Annotated in this window: 15 protein-coding genes; 5 read left to right on the plus strand and 10 right to left on the minus strand. The window is 54.5% G+C overall.

The window, feature by feature from the left end:
* Nucleotides 1–12: 12 nt before the first annotated feature.
* The 7 genes from rffG to trxA form a co-directional block, all read right to left on the minus strand.
* Nucleotides 13–1080, minus strand: coding sequence for a dTDP-glucose 4,6-dehydratase (gene rffG / locus ACVV26_RS21205; RefSeq protein ID WP_474799219.1), 1068 nt, complete (start codon nt 1078–1080; stop codon nt 13–15).
* Complete coding sequence (wecC, locus tag ACVV26_RS21210) at nt 1077–2339, minus strand: UDP-N-acetyl-D-mannosamine dehydrogenase (RefSeq protein WP_474799221.1); 1263 nt, start codon at nt 2337–2339, stop codon at nt 1077–1079. Before wecC ends, rffG begins: the two co-directional genes overlap by 4 nt.
* Nucleotides 2336–3466: a non-hydrolyzing UDP-N-acetylglucosamine 2-epimerase gene (gene wecB / locus ACVV26_RS21215; RefSeq protein WP_474799223.1), complete on the minus strand. Its 1131-nt coding sequence runs from the start codon at nt 3464–3466 to the stop codon at nt 2336–2338. The genes wecC and wecB overlap by 4 nt, the downstream gene beginning before the upstream one ends.
* A gap of 54 nt (nt 3467–3520) precedes the next feature.
* A complete protein-coding gene (wzzE, locus tag ACVV26_RS21220) occupies nt 3521–4567 on the minus strand; it encodes an ECA polysaccharide chain length modulation protein (protein WP_474799224.1) in 1047 nt (348 codons plus the stop codon).
* A gap of 13 nt (nt 4568–4580) precedes the next feature.
* Nucleotides 4581–5684 (minus strand): UDP-N-acetylglucosamine--undecaprenyl-phosphate N-acetylglucosaminephosphotransferase, encoded by a 1104-nt coding sequence (gene wecA, locus ACVV26_RS21225; RefSeq protein ID WP_312984583.1) that lies wholly within the window; start codon nt 5682–5684, stop codon nt 4581–4583.
* Nucleotides 5685–5932: 248 nt separating this feature from the next.
* Nucleotides 5933–7192 (minus strand): transcription termination factor Rho, encoded by a 1260-nt coding sequence (gene rho, locus ACVV26_RS21230; RefSeq protein WP_002437993.1) that lies wholly within the window; start codon nt 7190–7192, stop codon nt 5933–5935.
* A gap of 352 nt (nt 7193–7544) precedes the next feature.
* On the minus strand, nt 7545–7874 hold the full coding sequence (gene trxA / locus ACVV26_RS21235) for a thioredoxin TrxA (protein WP_002437994.1): 330 nt from the start codon (nt 7872–7874) through the stop codon (nt 7545–7547).
* A 118-nt stretch (nt 7875–7992) separates the two neighbouring features.
* On the opposite strand from trxA, the gene rhlB reads away from it, so the two are divergent.
* Together rhlB and gppA are read left to right on the plus strand one after the other, a co-directional pair.
* A complete protein-coding gene (gene rhlB, locus ACVV26_RS21240; protein ID WP_474799226.1) occupies nt 7993–9261 on the plus strand; it encodes an ATP-dependent RNA helicase RhlB in 1269 nt (422 codons plus the stop codon).
* 5 nt (nt 9262–9266) lie between these two features.
* Complete coding sequence (gene gppA, locus ACVV26_RS21245; RefSeq protein WP_474799227.1) at nt 9267–10751, plus strand: guanosine-5'-triphosphate,3'-diphosphate diphosphatase; 1485 nt, start codon at nt 9267–9269, stop codon at nt 10749–10751.
* Between the two features lie 24 nt (nt 10752–10775).
* Here gppA and rep read toward each other — a convergent pair whose 3' ends face one another.
* On the minus strand, nt 10776–12806 hold the full coding sequence (gene rep / locus ACVV26_RS21250; RefSeq protein WP_474799229.1) for a DNA helicase Rep: 2031 nt from the start codon (nt 12804–12806) through the stop codon (nt 10776–10778).
* A gap of 121 nt (nt 12807–12927) precedes the next feature.
* On the opposite strand from rep, the gene ppiC (ACVV26_RS21255) reads away from it, so the two are divergent.
* Both ppiC (ACVV26_RS21255) and ppiC (ACVV26_RS21260) read left to right on the plus strand, forming a co-directional pair.
* The gene (gene ppiC / locus ACVV26_RS21255) at nt 12928–13209 is read left to right on the plus strand and encodes a peptidylprolyl isomerase PpiC (protein WP_125295434.1); all 282 of its coding nucleotides are present in this window, start codon (nt 12928–12930) and stop codon (nt 13207–13209) included.
* A gap of 47 nt (nt 13210–13256) precedes the next feature.
* Complete coding sequence (gene ppiC / locus ACVV26_RS21260; protein WP_001140255.1) at nt 13257–13538, plus strand: peptidylprolyl isomerase PpiC; 282 nt, start codon at nt 13257–13259, stop codon at nt 13536–13538.
* 47 nt (nt 13539–13585) lie between these two features.
* Here the strand turns inward: ppiC (ACVV26_RS21260) and ilvC are convergent, their stop codons facing one another.
* Nucleotides 13586–15061 carry a ketol-acid reductoisomerase gene (gene ilvC / locus ACVV26_RS21265; protein WP_474799230.1) on the minus strand — a complete coding sequence of 492 codons (1476 nt, stop codon included), beginning with the start codon at nt 15059–15061 and terminating at the stop codon, nt 13586–13588.
* Nucleotides 15062–15211: 150 nt separating this feature from the next.
* Here ilvC and ilvY point away from each other — a divergent pair, with 150 nt between their 5' ends.
* A complete protein-coding gene (gene ilvY / locus ACVV26_RS21270) occupies nt 15212–16102 on the plus strand; it encodes an HTH-type transcriptional activator IlvY (protein ID WP_125295432.1) in 891 nt (296 codons plus the stop codon).
* Here the strand turns inward: ilvY and ilvA are convergent.
* Nucleotides 16099–17643, minus strand: coding sequence for a threonine ammonia-lyase, biosynthetic (gene ilvA / locus ACVV26_RS21275; RefSeq protein ID WP_474799232.1), 1545 nt, complete (start codon nt 17641–17643; stop codon nt 16099–16101). The two genes, ilvY and ilvA, sit on opposite strands and share 4 nt — an antisense overlap.

Below are 17643 nucleotides of genomic sequence, written 5' to 3' on the forward strand. Positions count from 1 at the left end.
CTCTCCTGATAATTAACGCTGAAGACCCAGGCGCTCGCCCTGATAACTTCCGTCTAATACTTGCTGCCACCAAGCCGGATTCTGCAAATACCACTGCACCGTTTTACGAATACCACTCTCAAATGATTCCTGTGGGCGCCAGCCCAGCTCACGCTCGATTTTGCTGGCGTCAATGGCGTAACGCAGATCGTGGCCAGGGCGGTCCGCCACCCAGGTAATAAGGTCGCGGTACTGCGCAATACCTTGCGGTTTTTGAGGGACCAGCTCTTCAAGCAGATCGCAAATGGCAGTCACCACATCGATATTTTTACGTTCGTTATGCCCGCCAATATTCCATGTTTCGCCAATTGCCCCCTGAGTAGCTACCAGGTAGAGCGCACGAGCATGGTCCTCAACGTATAACCAGTCGCGGATTTGCTGCCCATCGCCATAAACCGGCAGCGGCTTTCCTGCCAGCCCGTTCAGTATCATCAGCGGGATCAGTTTTTCCGGAAAATGATAGGGCCCGTAATTGTTAGAGCAATTCGTTACCAGCGTAGGCAAACCGTAGGTGCGCTGCCAGGCACGAACCAAATGATCGCTGCCCGCTTTCGTCGCAGAATAGGGGCTGCTGGGAGCGTAAGCCGTCGCCTCGGTAAAAAAGTCATCGCTGCTGTGAAGGTCGCCATACACCTCATCAGTGGAGATGTGATGGAAACGAAAGCGCGCTTTACCTGGCGCATCCAGTGAGTTCCACCAGGCGCGGGCCGCTTCAAGCAACGTATAGGTTCCGACAATATTGGTTTCGATAAAGGCAGCAGGTCCGTCGATTGACCGATCAACATGGCTTTCCGCCGCCAGATGCATAACGATATCCGGCCGCCAGGTTGTGAATACCCGCTCCAGCTCGGCTCTGTCGACAATATCCACTTTTTCAAAAGCAAAGCGCGGGTTGTCGGCAACCGGCGCAAGCGAGGCAAGGTTGCCGGCGTACGTCAGCTTATCCACGACAACCACACTGTCGGCGGTGTCATTAATGATATGTCTGACCACCGCAGAACCAATAAACCCCGCGCCGCCGGTAACCAGAATACTTTTCATCGCCATACCCCTTTGGTATCGACAATCCATGCCTGCTGCACGGCGCTGCCCTCGATAGCTCTAAACGGCGCATGATCGACCAGCATGACCAGCACATCAGCCTGCGCCAGCGCATCGTCAATCGTGACTAGCTTACAGTGCGGCGCAAGGCTTTCGGGCAACGCATGAATATTGGGTTCCACTACCAGCGTTTCGCCGCTGTTCCACTGGGCGATTTGATGAGCGATTTCCATCGCCGGGCTTTCGCGCAAATCATCAATATTGGGTTTAAACGCCAGGCCAAAACAGGCGACTTTCAGTTCGCTGGCGCGCTTGCCGCTGGCGTTAAGGCAATCGGCGACGGTCGCTTTAACGCGCTCGAGCACCCAGCGCGGTTTGTAATCGTTCACTTCACGGGCGATGCGGATAAGACGCGCCTGCTGCGGATTCTGCGCCACGATAAACCACGGGTCGACCGCGATACAGTGTCCGCCTACGCCTGGGCCAGGTTGCAAAATATTGACGCGCGGATGGCGGTTCGCCAGGCGAATCAGTTCCCATACGTTGATGTCTTGATCGGCGCAAATCAGCGACAGCTCATTGGCAAAAGCGATATTTACATCGCGGAAGCTGTTTTCGGTAAGTTTGCACATTTCAGCGGTGCGGGCGTTAGTTACTACACACTCGCCCTCCAGGAAGATGTAATACAGTTCACTGGCGCGCGCAGAACATACCGCCGTCATCCCACCGACGACGCGGTCATTTTTAATCAGCTCGACCATCACCTGGCCCGGCAGCACTCGTTCCGGGCAATAGGCGATGTTGATATCGGCATCATCACCGGCCTGCTGGGGGAAGCTGAGATCTGGGCGTAACGCCGCCAGCCACTGCGCCATTTGTTCGGTAGTGCCAACGGGAGAGGTAGACTCCAGGATCACCAGGTTGCCTTTACGCAATACCGGCGCGATAGACTCCACAGCGGCCTGAACGTATTGCATATCGGGCTGGTGTTCTCGTTTAAACGGCGTCGGTACAGCAATCAAAAAAGCATCCGCTTCAACAGGCTGCGTAGTTGCGCGTAGAAATCCGTTTTCAACGGCAGCTTTCACTACACTGCCGAGCTCCGGTTCAACAATATGAATTTCACCTCGGTTAATCGTCTCAACCGCACGAGGATTGATATCAACCCCTATGACCCGCGTCTTGCGCGATGCAAAAGCAGCAGCAGTCGGTAAACCGATATATCCCAGTCCAATCACTGAAATAGTAGAAAAACTCATAGTGTGATCCGATTATTCTTTAACGCTTGCAAAATGCGAGCGCAGGCTTTTCCATCGCCATAAGGATTATGAGCCCGGCTCATCGCCTGGTATTCCTTATCGTCATTAAGTAGCTGAGATACCTCAGCGACAATGCGCGCACTATCGGTGCCCACCAGACGTACTGTTCCTGCTTCGATCGCTTCTGGTCGCTCAGTGGTTTCACGCATCACTAACACTGGTTTACCCAATGAAGGTGCCTCTTCCTGAATTCCACCTGAATCCGTCAAAATCAGCCACGCGCGATTCATTAACCATACAAATGGCAGATAATCCTGCGGTTCAATCAAAATGACATTCTCGACCTGGCCAAGAATACGGTTTACCGGCTCGCTGACATTCGGATTGAGATGTACCGGATAGACAATTTGTACATCCTGATTTTCACGAGCAATATCCGCCAGCGCCTGGCAAATATGCTCAAACCCCTGGCCAAAACTTTCACGGCGGTGTCCTGTTACCAGGATTAATTTTTTATCGTCGCGCAAAAAAGGATAGCGAGAGGCGAGCTCGCGTTGGCGTGACTCATCGCTAAGGAGAGAATCGCGCACCGAAATCAACGCGTCGATTACCGTATTGCCGGTAACAAAAGTGCGTTCGTCCGGTATATTTTCGCGTAACAGGTTGGCACGTGAATTTTCTGTGGGCGCAAAGTGGTACATCGCAAGATGGCCAGTCAGCGTTCGGTTTGCCTCTTCCGGCCACGGCGAAGACAGATCACCCGTGCGTAAACCCGCCTCAACATGTCCAACCGGAATGCGTTGATAAAACGCAGCAAGGCTGGCGGCCACTGTCGTCGTGGTGTCGCCATGGACTAACACCACATCAGGTTTAAATTCTTCAAGTACTGGCTTTAATCCCTCCAGTATCCGACAGGTTATCTCCGTTAATCCCTGCCCCGGTTTCATAATATTGAGATCGTAATCCGGTACGATAGAAAACAAATGCAGTACCTGATCCAGCATCTCCCGGTGCTGTGCGGTTACACAGACCCTGGCATCGAAATACGGGTCTTTTGCCAGCGCATGTACCAGAGGTGCCATCTTGATAGCTTCAGGACGCGTGCCAAAAACGGTTAATACTTTCACAACGCTTCTCTTCTGTTTAATCCTGCGCGCAGGCTTGCGCGCATTGAAAAATGCTTATACGGGACGACGACGGGCCAGGGCAACACCCGCACCAATGAGCGCGCCAACAGCGCCCCACATAATCATCAGGAATGCTCTGCGCGGACTGTCGCGCTTCACCGGTTCTTCAGGCGTTCTCAAATAACGATAGGTCTGAAAACGGGGATCGAGCGATGGACCGACATTCAGCGTCGTGAGCATCGCCCGATTTTGGTCGTAGCTGATATCAAAAGAAGGTCCGACCGCCTGCAGATTCTCAAGGCGTGCCTGCAACATCGGACGGCCCAGCATAAACAGTTCAGAATCAGGTAATTCTTCCGCCGGGACCTGCGTTTCGCTGGTGGAGATATTGTGTTGTTGGGCGATTTTTAACGCCTCCTGCACACTTTGCACTTTGCGGCTAAAGATGGATTTGGCCACGGCTTCCTGGCGTTTTACCTGCGCTTTCATCTGGATGGTCCGCGCGGCCCAGGCACCTTTCAGCTCGTCATTTAAGTGGCTGGCGGCGCGCTCGCTGGCAAACGCCACGTACTGGCGCAGCAAGTTATTAGCGTCCGGCGCGGTTTCCGCGATCAGCTTAACGCTATCATTCAAGTTGCGGGTGAAATCCCCTGCGGTGAACTGGATATTGCCGATCAGTTCATCGAGCAGCGCCGCATCGACTTTACTGTTTCCGGCTTTACGCTGCTGGTAATAATCCGTTTGCAGCCAAAAATCACGGCGGGTATCCCAGGCAGATAACTGCATGATGAATTCTTTATAAGCATCATCCATGACTGAAGGCTGCTCAACGCCGTTGGGATTCGTTTTCACGTCCAGGTTGCGCAGGAACTGTTGCTGAGAGTAGTAGCTGCCCAACATATTCACCGTGGGCCGATCGGTAATAGCCGTTGCACTCCACTCCTGGCGAGCAAAAATGGTGTACACCAGCGCGCCGAGAATAAACAGCGCGGCAAAACCAACGATCCAGATTTTGCCCGCCCAGAACGTGCGGAACAAACCGCGCACGTCCAGTTCATTTTCAACCATCCCGTGTTGCATGCCTGGCAATTGCTCTTTCATCACTTCCCCAGCTTCATTTGGTTAATGTCGGGTTGTTATCGTTATTTCTGCGCATACGGCGCTTGATGCGCTTGATCAGGCGCGCGACTTTCCACGCTCGCTTAATACAGTACCCGTACAGGAAAAATGCTAGCAAGAACAATGCCAACATTACCCATTCAGGAATGAAATGTGCGTATTCAGAAGCAACGCCGATTCCCGCCAGCAGCGCAGCTGCCAGCGTAATCAGTACAAAGGCTTGTCGGGAAGTAAAACCAGCCCGCATGATCAGATGATGAATATGCTGGCGGTCCGGGGAGAAAGGGCTCATGCCACGACGTAAGCGGCGATACATAATTGCGACCATATCCATTAATGGGATCGCGATAATCCATAGCGCGGTAACCGGGCTAATCGGGTGGGTAACGCCCTGGGTGGTTTCCAGCAGGATCCAGATGACGGTAAAACCAATCAACGTACTGCCTGCATCACCCATGAACACTTTATAGCGGCGGCCCAGTACGCCGAGATTTGACAGGATATACGGCAGAATGGCCGCGATCATGGCGAAGCACCACATGGCCAGGCTGAGCTGCCCATCGAACCACAAAATCAGCCCCATGGCGGCAAACGACACGCAAGAGAGACCGCCGAGCAGCCCGTCGATACCATCCACCATATTGAACGCGTTGATAGCGGCCCATACCGCAAACAGCGTCAGGAAATAGCCGAAAGGACCGAGCACCATCTCCCAGGAGCCGAAAATATAGCCCAGGCTGCTCATGTACAACCCGCCAAACCACATCATAACGACAGCGATTATCGCCTGAATTAGCGCACGGATTTTGACACTGATATCGAAACGATCGTCCAGCGCGCCCACCAGCACCAGTACCCCGGCGCACGACAGGTACAACATGGCATGGGGGATATAGTAGTCAGCAATCGCAAAAGTAAAGCAGATGCCTGCAAAGACGGAAATGCCGCCGACCAGAGGAATTAATCCTTGATGGCGTTTGCGGAAATTGGGCTTATCCACCAATCCAATTTTTTTAGCCACTTTACGGGCGAAAAAAAGAAAAATGGTTGTGAATAGAAAGATACCGATTAGCTCGGCACCCGAGGTAATTAAATTCACAGTGTGCGCTCTCTGCAAAAGATAAGTCCGTTGGAAGTATAACCGCGAAGTCATTGCTTCAGAAGGGCGGTTATGCATCATCCTTGAATGGGACTATTTATTATTCAGCAAGATAAAGATAGCCAACTCACAGAAGTCACGCGACCTTGGCAGGGAAAAAACCCTGGAGCAAGAGGAAAATTCCGTATCCCAAAAACTATAATGAAAAACGCCACGACAAAGCGTGGCGTTCCCCGAGTTTTTACAACTTAAGAGCGCTTCATCATGTCGAAGAAATCATCGTTGGTCTTCGTCATGGCCAGCTTATTAATGAGGAATTCCATCGCGTCGATTTCGCCCATCGGGTGAATAATCTTGCGCAGGATCCACATTTTCTGCAGCTCTTCCTGAGTGGTGAGCAGCTCTTCTTTACGGGTACCGGAGCGGTTGTAATCAATCGCCGGGAACACGCGTTTTTCAGCAATCTTACGAGACAGGTGCAGTTCCATGTTGCCTGTACCTTTAAATTCTTCGTAGATAACTTCGTCCATTTTGGAGCCGGTATCGATCAGCGCGGTCGCGATGATAGTCAGGCTACCGCCCTCTTCCACGTTACGCGCGGCACCGAAGAAACGCTTCGGACGATGCAGGGCGTTGGCGTCCACACCACCGGTCAACACTTTACCGGAAGCCGGTACCACGGTGTTGTAGGCACGCGCCAGACGGGTGATGGAGTCGAGCAGAATGATCACGTCTTTTTTGTGCTCAACCAGGCGCTTGGCCTTCTCGATAACCATTTCCGCAACCTGCACGTGGCGGGAAGCCGGTTCGTCGAAGGTTGACGCAACCACTTCGCCTTTCACCAGACGCTGCATCTCGGTGACTTCTTCAGGACGTTCGTCAATCAGCAGCACCATCAGCACGCAGTCTGGATGATTGTATGCGATGCTCTGGGCGATGTTCTGTAGCAGCATGGTTTTACCGGCTTTCGGCGGTGCCACAATCAGGCCACGCTGACCACGACCAATCGGCGATGCCAGATCCAGTACGCGCGCGGTTAAATCCTCGGTTGAACCGTTGCCGCGCTCCATACGCAAACGGGAGTTCGCGTGCAGCGGGGTAAGGTTTTCGAACAGGATTTTGTTGCGGGCGTTTTCAGGTTTGTCGTAGTTGACTTCGTTAACTTTCAGCAGCGCAAAGTAACGCTCGCCTTCTTTCGGCGGACGAATCTTACCGGAGATGGTATCCCCTGTGCGGAGGTTGAAACGGCGGATTTGGCTGGGAGAAACGTAGATGTCATCGGGACCGGCAAGGTAGGAGCTGTCTGCGGAACGGAGGAAACCAAACCCGTCCTGCAATATCTCCAGCACACCGTCGCCAAAGATATCTTCGCCACTCTTAGCGTGTTGCTTCAGGATGGCGAAAATAATGTCCTGTTTGCGCATACGGGCCAGGTTTTCCAGCCCCATATTTTCGCCGAGAGTAATCAGCTCAGAAACCGGCGTATTCTTTAATTCGGTAAGATTCATAATGGTGGGTTCTTAAACTCGGGGTAAATCTCGAACTTAATGTTGTGAATGGTATGGCAGGAACATCCATGCCTGTTAACGGCCTTCATCTCATGTCTGTTCGTGGCCTGGTTGCAGGAAAGAACGCAGAACTGAAACGACAAGACGGAATGAATGATGAGCCCGGATAATAATCACTTCACGCGTGCTTAAAAGAAGTTTGTCTCTCAGCGCCGGGAAGTATTGGGTATTACAAGATTTAAACTATAAGGCAAGTTCAAACAGCAGTTGATAAACAACTTAGCACGACTATCGCCGGGCGTCCAGCGGTCCGAAAATTTTCCAGACCGTGCACGCGCCGGCTAAGAGGCAATTACGCCAGGTTAGCGTCCAGAAACTCTTTCAGCTGACCTTTAGACAACGCACCCACTTTAGTCGCAGCCACTTCGCCGTTTTTAAACAGCAGCAGGGTTGGGATACCGCGGATACCGTATTTCGGTGCCGTGCCTGGGTTTTGGTCAATGTTCAGCTTGGCAATGGTCAATTTGCCCTGATATTCATCAGCGATTTCATCCAGAATCGGCGCAATCATTTTACAAGGGCCGCACCACTCTGCCCAGAAATCAACAAGAATCAACCCGTCCGCTTTAAGTACATCCGTGTCAAAACTGTCATCGGTCAGGTGAATAATTTTATCGCTCATGTTTTACTCCACAAGATTAGGCCTGGCGTGTTGGTGTAGCATTAACCAACATTAGGTTGACTTTATTTCACCGGATACGCTTTCGTAAAGCAATAGTTAGCTGATATTCTACCACACTATGAGCAAAACACATTTAACAGAACAGAAGTTTGCCGACTTCGCCCTGCACCCTGCGGTGATTGAAGCCCTTGAAAAGAAAGGATTTCATAATTGCACTCCGATTCAGGCACTCGCACTTCCCCTGACGCTGGCGGGACGTGATGTTGCAGGACAGGCGCAAACCGGTACCGGCAAAACGATGGCGTTTTTAACGTCAACGTTTCATTATCTCCTTTCTAACCCGGCGATCGAAAACCGCCAGGTGAATCAGCCGCGCGCGATTATTATGGCGCCGACGCGCGAACTCGCCGTCCAGATTCACTCTGATGCAGAACCGCTTACGCAGTCCACCGGCCTGAAAATCGGCCTGGCCTACGGCGGCGACGGTTACGATAAACAGCTTAAAGTGCTGGAAAGCGGCGTTGATATCCTGATCGGCACCACCGGTCGTTTAATCGACTACGCCAAACAGAACCACATTAATCTGGGTGCAATCCAGGTCGTGGTGCTTGATGAAGCGGATCGCATGTACGATCTCGGCTTTATTAAAGACATTCGTTGGTTGTTCCGTCGCATGCCGCCGGTGACCCAGCGTCTGAATATGCTGTTTTCCGCCACCCTTTCTTACCGCGTGCGTGAACTGGCTTTCGAGCAGATGAACAACGCGGAATATGTGGAAGTCGAACCGGAACAGAAAACCGGCCACCGGATTAAAGAAGAACTTTTCTATCCGTCCAACGAAGAAAAGATGCGTCTGCTACAAACGCTGATTGAAGAAGAGTGGCCAGACCGCGCGATTATTTTCGCCAATACCAAACATCGCTGTGAAGACATTTGGGGCCATCTTGCCGCCGACGGTCATCGCGTAGGCTTGTTAACCGGCGACGTAGCGCAGAAAAAACGTCTGCGTATTCTTGAAGAATTTACCCGTGGCGATCTGGATATTCTGGTTGCGACCGACGTTGCGGCTCGTGGCTTACACATCCCAGCGGTAACGCATGTGTTCAACTACGACCTGCCGGACGACTGCGAAGATTACGTTCACCGCATTGGCCGTACCGGGCGTGCAGGCGCCAGCGGGCACTCTATCAGCCTGGCCTGTGAAGAGTACGCGTTGAACCTTCCGGCAATTGAAAGTTATATCAGCCATTCGATTCCGGTCAGCAAATATAACCCTGATGCGCTGCTGAGCCAACTGCCACCGCCGAAACGCCTTACCCGCGTTCGTTCCGGCAATGGCCCACGTCGCACCGGTGGTGCGCCCCGAAACCGTCGCCGCACAGGTTAACAGAGATGCCCTCCGCCGCCTCGCTGTATGCAGCCATTGATCTCGGTTCGAATAGTTTTCATATGCTGGTCGTGCGTGAGGTGGCGGGAAGTATCCAGACCCTCACGCGCATCAAACGCAAAGTCCGCCTCGCGGCGGGCTTAAGCAGTGACAACACTCTCTCGCAAGAAGCAATGGAACGCGGCTGGCAATGCCTGCGGCTGTTCGCTGAACGTTTGCAGGATATCCCTTCTCTCCAGGTACGCGCCGTCGCCACCGCCACGTTGCGGCTCGCGGTCAACTCCGCCGAATTCATCGAAAAAGCGCAGCAAATTTTAGGCTGCCCGGTTCAGGTGATCAGCGGTGAAGAAGAAGCGCGGCTGATTTACCAGGGCGTGGCGCACACCACGGGTGGCGCAGATCGTCGTCTGGTAGTGGATATTGGCGGTGCCAGTACCGAACTGGTGACCGGCACCGCCGCGCAGGCGACCTCGCTATTTAGCCTGTCGATGGGGTGCGTGACCTGGCTTGAGCGTTTTTTCACCGATCGTAGCCTGACCAAAGAAAACTTCGATGCAGCACAGCAGGCTGCCAGCGCGGTGTTACAACCGGTTATCGGCGAGCTGCAAAAACACGGCTGGCAAACCTGTGTCGGCGCATCCGGCACCGTACAGGCGCTACAGGAAATCATGATGGCGCAGGGCATGGACGAGCGCATCACGCTTGCCAAGCTCGAACAGTTGAAACAGCGCGCTATTCATTGCGGCCGCCTGGAAGAGCTGGAAATCGAAGGACTGACGCTGGAGCGCGCGCTGGTATTCCCCAGCGGTCTCGCCATTCTGATCGCCATCTTTAAAGAACTGAAAATTGAGTGCATGACGCTGGCGGGCGGCGCGCTGCGCGAAGGGCTGGTCTACGGTATGCTGCATTTGTCGGTGGATCAGGATATTCGTAGCCGCACGCTGCGTAATATTCAGCGCCGGTTTTTGGTTGATACCGAACAGGCACAGCGCGTATCACATTTGGCAGAAAAGTTTATCGCCCAGACGGCGAACGCCTGGCAACTGGATGAACTCAGCAAAGCGATGCTGTATGCCGCGGCGCAACTGCACGAAATTGGTTTAAGCGTCGATTTCAAACAGGCACCGCTGCACGCCGCATGGCTGGTGAGCAACCTTGATTTACCCGGCTTCACCCCCGCGCAGAAAAAGCTGCTGTCCACCCTGCTGTTGAATCAAACCAGCCCGGTAGATCTTTCTTCTTTGCACCAGCAAAACGCCGTGCCGCCGCGTGTGGCCGAGCAGCTGTGCCGTCTGCTGCGGCTGTCGATAATGTTCGCCAGCCGCCGCCGCGACGATACGCTGCCGACGGTAGATTTGTCGGCAAAGGGCGATACGCTCACCCTCACCCTGCCGGAAAACTGGTTACCCAGCCATCCGCTTGCCGCCGAGTCGCTGGAGCAGGAACAACTCTGGCAGAGTTACGTTCACTGGCCGTTAGACATTCATTAATCGTCTGCGCCCTTTTCCGGGCGCTTACGTATTGTTCTCGCCTCGCGCCTTTGCCATCATCGCCTTCAAATTCGCCAGATGCCCCTGTCCTTTCTGCATCCGCTCCTGAGGTGAAACCACCTTACGTTCCTGCTCCCAAAGCACATCGTCCTGCGGCAATTCCAGCAGGAAGCGGCTTGGTTCCGGGCGCACTAATTCCCCGTACTGGCGGCGCTCTTTGCACAGGGTAAACGTCAGCTCTTTCTGGGCGCGGGTGATCCCTACGTAGGCGAGCCGGCGCTCCTCATCGACGTTATCTTCATCAATGCTGCTCTGATGCGGCAACAGGCCTTCTTCCATGCCGACCAGGAACACATAAGGGAATTCCAGACCTTTTGAGGCGTGCAGGGTCATCAACTGGACCTGATCGAGATCCTCTTCGCTTTCACCGCGTTCCATCATGTCGCGCAACGTGAAACGGGTGACAACCTGAGTGAGCGTCATCGGCTCCTCAAGCTCCGAGCCTTCCAGCATTTCAGTCATCCAGCTAAACAGCTGGTTAACGTTTTTCATGCGCATTTCCGCGGCTTTCTGGCTGGGCGAGGTCTCGTAAAGCCAGGATTCGTAATCAATCCCGTGGATCAGATCGCGCACCGCCGCCACCGGCTCGCGTTCCGCCAGGCGGGCTACATCGCCCAGCCAGTGGGTAAAGCGGGTTAAGGATTCATAGCCGCGCCCGGTGAGGGTCTGGCTCAGCCCCATATCGAAGCTGGCGGTGAACAGGCTCTTGTTACGCTGGTTAGCCCATTCGCCCAGTTTTTGCAGCGTGGCAGGGCCGATTTCCCGGCGCGGCGTATTCACAATCCGCATAAACGCGCTGTCGTCGTCCGGGTTAGTGAGTATTCGCAGATAGGCCAGTAAATCTTTAATTTCCGGGCGCGAGAAGAACGACGTCCCGCCAGAGATGCGATACGGAATGCGGTTTTGCATCAGCAGTTTTTCAAACACCCGCGACTGGTGGTTACCGCGATAGAGGATGGCATAATCCTTGTACTGGGTTTTATTGATGAAGTGATGGGCAATAAGTTCACCCGCCACTCTCTCCGCTTCATGCTCTTCATGATTGGCAGAAAGCACTTTTAACTCAGTGCCATAACCCAGTTCAGAAAACAGCTTTTTTTCGAATACGTGCGGGTTATTGGCAATCAGGATGTTCGCCGCCTTCAGGATGCGCCCTGATGAGCGGTAGTTCTGCTCCAGCTTAATCACCTGCAACGCCGGAAAATCTTTACTGAGCAACACCAGGTTTTGCGGTCGCGCGCCGCGCCAGGAGTAGATGGACTGATCGTCATCACCCACTACGGTAAACCGCGCCCGCGCGCCCACCAGCAGTTTCACCATTTCATACTGGCTGGTGTTGGTATCCTGATACTCATCCACCAGCAAATAGCGGATGCGGTTCTGCCAGCGCTCGCGTACTTCTTCATTGCGCTGTAAAAGCAGAGTCGGCAGCAGGATCAAGTCGTCAAAATCAAGGACGTTACAGGCTTTTAGATGGGCGTCATACAGGCTATAGCAATGGGCAAAAATGCGGTCACGCTCGCCTTTGGCCTGCGCCGCCGCCTGGGCCGGGTTCAGAAGGTCGTTTTTCCAGTTCGAAATGGTAGACAGCAGCTGCTGGTACAGTGATTTATCGTTCTCCACCAATCCGTCGGTGAGTTCCTTGATGAGCGCCAGCTGATCGGTGTCGTCGAACAGCGAGAAATTGGCCTTCATGCCTAAGGCCTTGTATTCGCGTTTGATAATCTCAAGCCCCAGGGTATGGAAAGTTGAGATCATCAGGCCGCGCGCCTCTTTGCGCCCGAGGGTTTGCGCCACGCGCTCTTTCATCTCGCGCGCTGCCTTATTGGTAAAGGTCACCGCCGCGATATGTTTTGCCTGGTAGCCGCAGCCGCGGATCAGGTGGGCGATTTTATTGGTAATCACGCGAGTCTTACCGGAGCCAGCGCCCGCCAGCACCAGACAGGGGCCGGTGACGAATTCGACAGCGTGTTGTTGACCGGGGTTTAAACGCATGATGGTTGCTCAATCTTCGAACGGGGGAGGGATTGTAGCAAAAGCGGAACGAGGAATTAACGGCAATCCGGTCAGGGAATGGTAAAGTGAAGGCAAGCGAATGACTTCCCGGAGATTAATTATGGCAAGAACCGCAGCGGCCCTGCATATCCTCGTCAAGACTGAAAAACTGGCGCTGGAGATCATGCAAAAACTCGAGCGCGGCGTCAGTTTTGATACCCTGGCAAAACGCTACTCCAGTTGCCCATCCGGGCGCAACGGCGGCAATTTGGGCGAGTTCAGCAAAGGTGCGATGGTCGCCCCTTTTGACCAGGCGGTGTTCAGTTGTCCACTGTTGAAACCCTTCGGGCCGGTAAAAACTAAATTCGGCTATCACATCATTAAGGTGTTGTATCGCCATTAAGGATCGCTACTATAGCCGCCGTAATCCCTATGACTTAAGGCACCCACATGGCTAAAACAGCGGCAGCACTGCACATTCTGGTTAAAGAAGAAAAATTGGCTCTGGATCTTCTGGAGCAGATTAAAAACGGCGGCGATTTCGAGAAGTTGGCGAAGAAGCACTCCATTTGTCCATCAGGCAAAAAAGGCGGCCACTTAGGCGAATTCCGCCAGGGCCAGATGGTGCCGGCATTCGATAAAGTGGTGTTCTCCTGCCCGGTGTTGGAACCAACCGGCCCGCTGCACACCCAGTTCGGTTACCACATCATTAAGGTGCTGTACCGTAACTAATAAAAAAACCCGGTGAAATTCACCGGGTTTTTTTGTCGTAACGGAGATTATCCCGCGACGGCGATGCGTTTCATATCCGTCATATAACCACGCAGTTTCTGGCCTACCGCTTCAATCGCATGGCTGCGGATCGCGTCGTTCACGTCACGCAACTGCGCGTTATCCACCGCACTGCCTTCTACCGCTTTGCCCAGGTCGCCCGGTTGCAGCGTGGTCATAAACTCTTTCAGCAACGGTACGCAGGCGTAAGAGAACAGGTAGTTACCGTACTCGGCGGTATCGGAGATAACCACGTTCATTTCATACAGGCGCTTACGGGCGATGGTGTTGGCGATCAGCGGCAGCTCGTGCAGTGATTCATAGTATGCAGACTCTTCGATGATGCCGGAATCCACCATGGTTTCGAACGCCAGTTCAACGCCCGCTTTTACCATCGCGATCATCAGTACGCCTTTATCGAAGTACTCCTGCTCGCTGATTTTGCCTTCATACTGCGGCGCGGTTTCAAAGGCAGTTTTGCCGGTCTCTTCACGCCAGGTCAGCAGGTTTTTATCGTCGTTGGCCCAGTCCGCCATCATGCCGGAGGAGAACTCGCCGGAGATGATGTCGTCCATGTGTTTCTGGAACAGCGGCGCCATAATTTCTTTCAGCTGTTCAGACAGCGCATAAGCGCGCAGTTTCGCCGGGTTAGACAGGCGGTCCATCATCAGGGTGATACCGCCCTGCTTCAGCGCTTCGGTGATGGTTTCCCAGCCGAACTGAATCAGTTTTTCCGCGTAAGCCGGGTCAGCGCCTTCTTCCACCAGCTTGTCGAAGCACAGCAGAGAACCGGCTTGCAACATACCGCAGAGAATGGTCTGCTCACCCATGAGGTCAGATTTCACTTCCGCAACGAAAGAGGATTCCAGCACGCCCGCACGGTGACCGCCGGTGGCCGCAGCCCAGGCTTTAGCAATCGCCATGCCTTCGCCTTTCGGATCGTTTTCCGGGTGTACGGCGATCAGGGTCGGTACGCCAAAACCACGTTTGTACTCTTCACGCACTTCGGTGCCAGGGCACTTCGGCGCAACCATCACCACGGTGATGTCATTACGGATCTGCTCGCCCACTTCAACGATGTTGAAACCGTGAGAGTAGCCCAGCGCCGCGCCGTCTTTCATCAGCGGCTGAACGGAACGCACCACGTCGGAGTGCTGTTTGTCTGGCGTCAGGTTAACTACCAGGTCCGCCTGCGGGATCAACTCTTCATAAGTGCCCACGGCAAAACCGTTTTCGGTGGCTTTACGCCAGGAGGCGCGTTTTTCCGCGATGGCTTCTTTACGCAAGGCATAAGAGATATCCAGACCGGAGTCGCGCATGTTCAGGCCCTGGTTCAGGCCCTGCGCGCCACAACCGACGATGACCACTTTTTTACCCTGAAGATAGCTTGCGCCATCGGCAAATTCGTCGCGGCCCATAAAGCGACATTTACCCAGTTGCGCCAGCTGCTGGCGCAGGTTCAGTGTGTTGAAATAATTAGCCATGATGAAACCTCGTCGTGTTGTGGTGCTTATTGTTCGGTTCGCTGTCGAGCGAGAATGTACCCACATTACAACAGGAAATTTATTGCGGAAATTGATATATTCACAACGTCACATTGCAATTTCTGCAACGTCAAACCGGGAGTGCCGCCTGTGGATTTACGCGATCTTAAAACCTTCCTGCATCTGGCGGAAAGCCGCCATTTTGGCCGTAGCGCGCGGGCGATGCACGTCAGCCCATCCACACTTTCCCGGCAGATCCAGCGGCTGGAAGAGGATCTCGGCCAGGCGCTGTTTGTACGCGACAACCGCACGGTGACGTTAACCGAAGCTGGAGAATCGCTGCGCGTTTTCGCCCAACAAACACTGTTGCAGTATCAGCAACTGCGCCACACCATCGATCAGCAGGGGCCATCGCTCTCGGGCGAATTGCATATTTTCTGCTCCGTCACCGCCGCTTACAGCCATCTGCCGCCGATCCTTGACCGGTTCCGCGCCGAGCATCCTTCGGTAGAAATTAAGCTCACCACCGGCGATGCCGCCGACGCGATGGAAAAAGTGGTCACGGGCGAAGCGGATCTGGCGATTGCGGGCAAGCCGGAAACGCTGCCCGGCGCGGTGGCGTTCTCGATGCTGGAAAATCTGGCGGTGGTGCTGATCGCCCCGGCGCTGCCCTGCCCGGTGCGCAATCAGGTCTCAGTAGATGACCCCGACTGGTCGACGGTGCCGTTTATCATGGCCGATCAGGGGCCGGTGCGCCGCCGCATCGAATTATGGTTCCGCCGCCAGAAAATCAGCAATCCGTCGATATATGCTACCGTCGGCGGACACGAAGCGATGGTGTCCATGGTGGCGCTCGGCTGCGGCGTGGCGTTGCTGCCGGAAGTGGTGCTGGAAAACAGCCCGGAACCGGTGCGTAACCGCGTGATGATTTTAGAGCGCAGCGATGAGAAAACGCCGTTTGAGCTTGGCGTTTGCGCACAAAAAAAGCGGCTGCATGAGCCGCTTATTGATGCGTTCTGGACGTTATTGCCGAACCACTAACCCGCCAGGAAGAAGCGGAACGCCGGGTTATTTGACTCATCATGACAGTCGTAACCCAGCTCATTGAGTCGGGTCTCGAAATCCGGTTCGTGATCGCCCAGCTCAAACGCGGCCAGCACGCGGCCATAATCGGTGCCGTGGCTGCGGTAGTGGAATAGCGAAATATTCCAGTGGGTGCCGAGGGTTTGTAAAAACTTCAGCAGCGCGCCCGGCGATTCCGGGAATTCGAAACTGTACAGCCGCTCGTGGAGCGGGCGCGAAGGCCGTCCGCCAACCATATAGCGCACGTGCAGTTTCGCCATCTCGTCATCGGACAGATCCACCACAGCGTAGCCACCGTCGGCCAGCATGCTGAGGATCTCTTTGCGCTCTTCCATGCCACGGCTCAACCGCACGCCCACGAAAATGCAGGCGTCTCTGGCATCCGCGAAACGGTAGTTAAATTCCGTAACCGAACGGCCGCCCAGCAGCTGACAAAACTTGAGGAAGCTGCCTTTCTCTTCCGGGATAGTGACCGCCAGCAGCGCTTCACGCTGTTCGCCCAACTCGCAGCGCTCGGAAACGTAGCGCAGCCCGTGGAAGTTAACGTTCGCGCCAGACAACACATGAGCCAGACGCTCGCCGTGGATGTTGTGCTGCTGGATATACTTCTTCATGCCTGCCAGCGCCAGCGCGCCAGACGGCTCCGCCACGGCGCGCACGTCCTCAAACAGATCTTTCATCGCCGCGCAGATCGCATCGCTGTCTACCGTCACGATGTCATCCAGATACTCCTGGCAGACACGGAAGGTTTCATCGCCGATGCGCTTCACCGCCACGCCCTCGGCGAACAGCCCAACGCGCGGCAAATCTACCGGCTTACCGGCATCCAGCGCCGCCTTCAGGCAGGCGGAATCTTCTGCTTCTACGGCGATCACTTTGATCTGCGGCATTAGCTGTTTGATCAACACCGCCACGCCCGCCGCCAGGCCGCCGCCGCCCACCGGAACAAATACCCGGTCGATATGCGCGTCCTGCTGAAGCAGTTCCAGCGCCAGCGTGCCCTGCCCGGCGATAACTGCCGGATGGTCGAACGGCGGCACATAGGTGAAGCCCTGCTGGGTGGAGAGCTCAATCGCTTTGGCTTTGGCTTCGTCGAAGTTCGCACCGTGCAGCAGCACTTCACCGCCGAAGCCGCGTACCGCGTCTACTTTGATATCCGCCGTGCTGACCGGCATCACAATCAGCGATTTCAGTCCGAGGCGTGACGAAGAGAGCGCGACACCCTGGGCATGGTTGCCGGCAGATGCCGTGACCACGCCGCGAGATTTTTGCTCGTCGGAAAGATTCGCCATCATGGCGTAAGCGCCGCGCAGCTTAAAGCTGTGAACCGGCTGGCGATCTTCCCGCTTCACCAGAATCACGTTGCCGAGGCGGGATGACAGTTTTTCCATTTTTTGCAGCGGGGTAACCTGCGCCACTTCATATACCGGCGAACGCAGCACCGCGCGCAAATATTCCGCCCCACAGGGGGCGGCAGGCAGGGGTTGGACGTCGGCCAT

Source organism: Atlantibacter sp. MEI4A-1023 (assembly GCF_056155425.1).

Coding starts and splice junctions, on each gene's coding strand:
- rho (WP_002437993.1), bottom strand. CDS start 7,192: ATGAATCTTACCGAATTAAAGAATACGCCGGTTTCTGAGCTGATTACT.
- rhlB (WP_474799226.1), top strand. CDS start 7,993: ATGAGCAAAACACATTTAACAGAACAGAAGTTTGCCGACTTCGCCCTG.
- trxA (WP_002437994.1), bottom strand. CDS start 7,874: ATGAGCGATAAAATTATTCACCTGACCGATGACAGTTTTGACACGGAT.
- gppA (WP_474799227.1), top strand. CDS start 9,267: ATGCCCTCCGCCGCCTCGCTGTATGCAGCCATTGATCTCGGTTCGAAT.
- ppiC (WP_001140255.1), top strand. CDS start 13,257: ATGGCTAAAACAGCGGCAGCACTGCACATTCTGGTTAAAGAAGAAAAA.
- wecC (WP_474799221.1), bottom strand. CDS start 2,339: ATGAGTTTTTCTACTATTTCAGTGATTGGACTGGGATATATCGGTTTA.
- ppiC (WP_125295434.1), top strand. CDS start 12,928: ATGGCAAGAACCGCAGCGGCCCTGCATATCCTCGTCAAGACTGAAAAA.
- ilvA (WP_474799232.1), bottom strand. CDS start 17,643: ATGGCCGACGTCCAACCCCTGCCTGCCGCCCCCTGTGGGGCGGAATAT.
- rep (WP_474799229.1), bottom strand. CDS start 12,806: ATGCGTTTAAACCCCGGTCAACAACACGCTGTCGAATTCGTCACCGGC.
- ilvC (WP_474799230.1), bottom strand. CDS start 15,061: ATGGCTAATTATTTCAACACACTGAACCTGCGCCAGCAGCTGGCGCAA.
- wzzE (WP_474799224.1), bottom strand. CDS start 4,567: ATGAAAGAGCAATTGCCAGGCATGCAACACGGGATGGTTGAAAATGAA.
- rffG (WP_474799219.1), bottom strand. CDS start 1,080: ATGAAAAGTATTCTGGTTACCGGCGGCGCGGGGTTTATTGGTTCTGCG.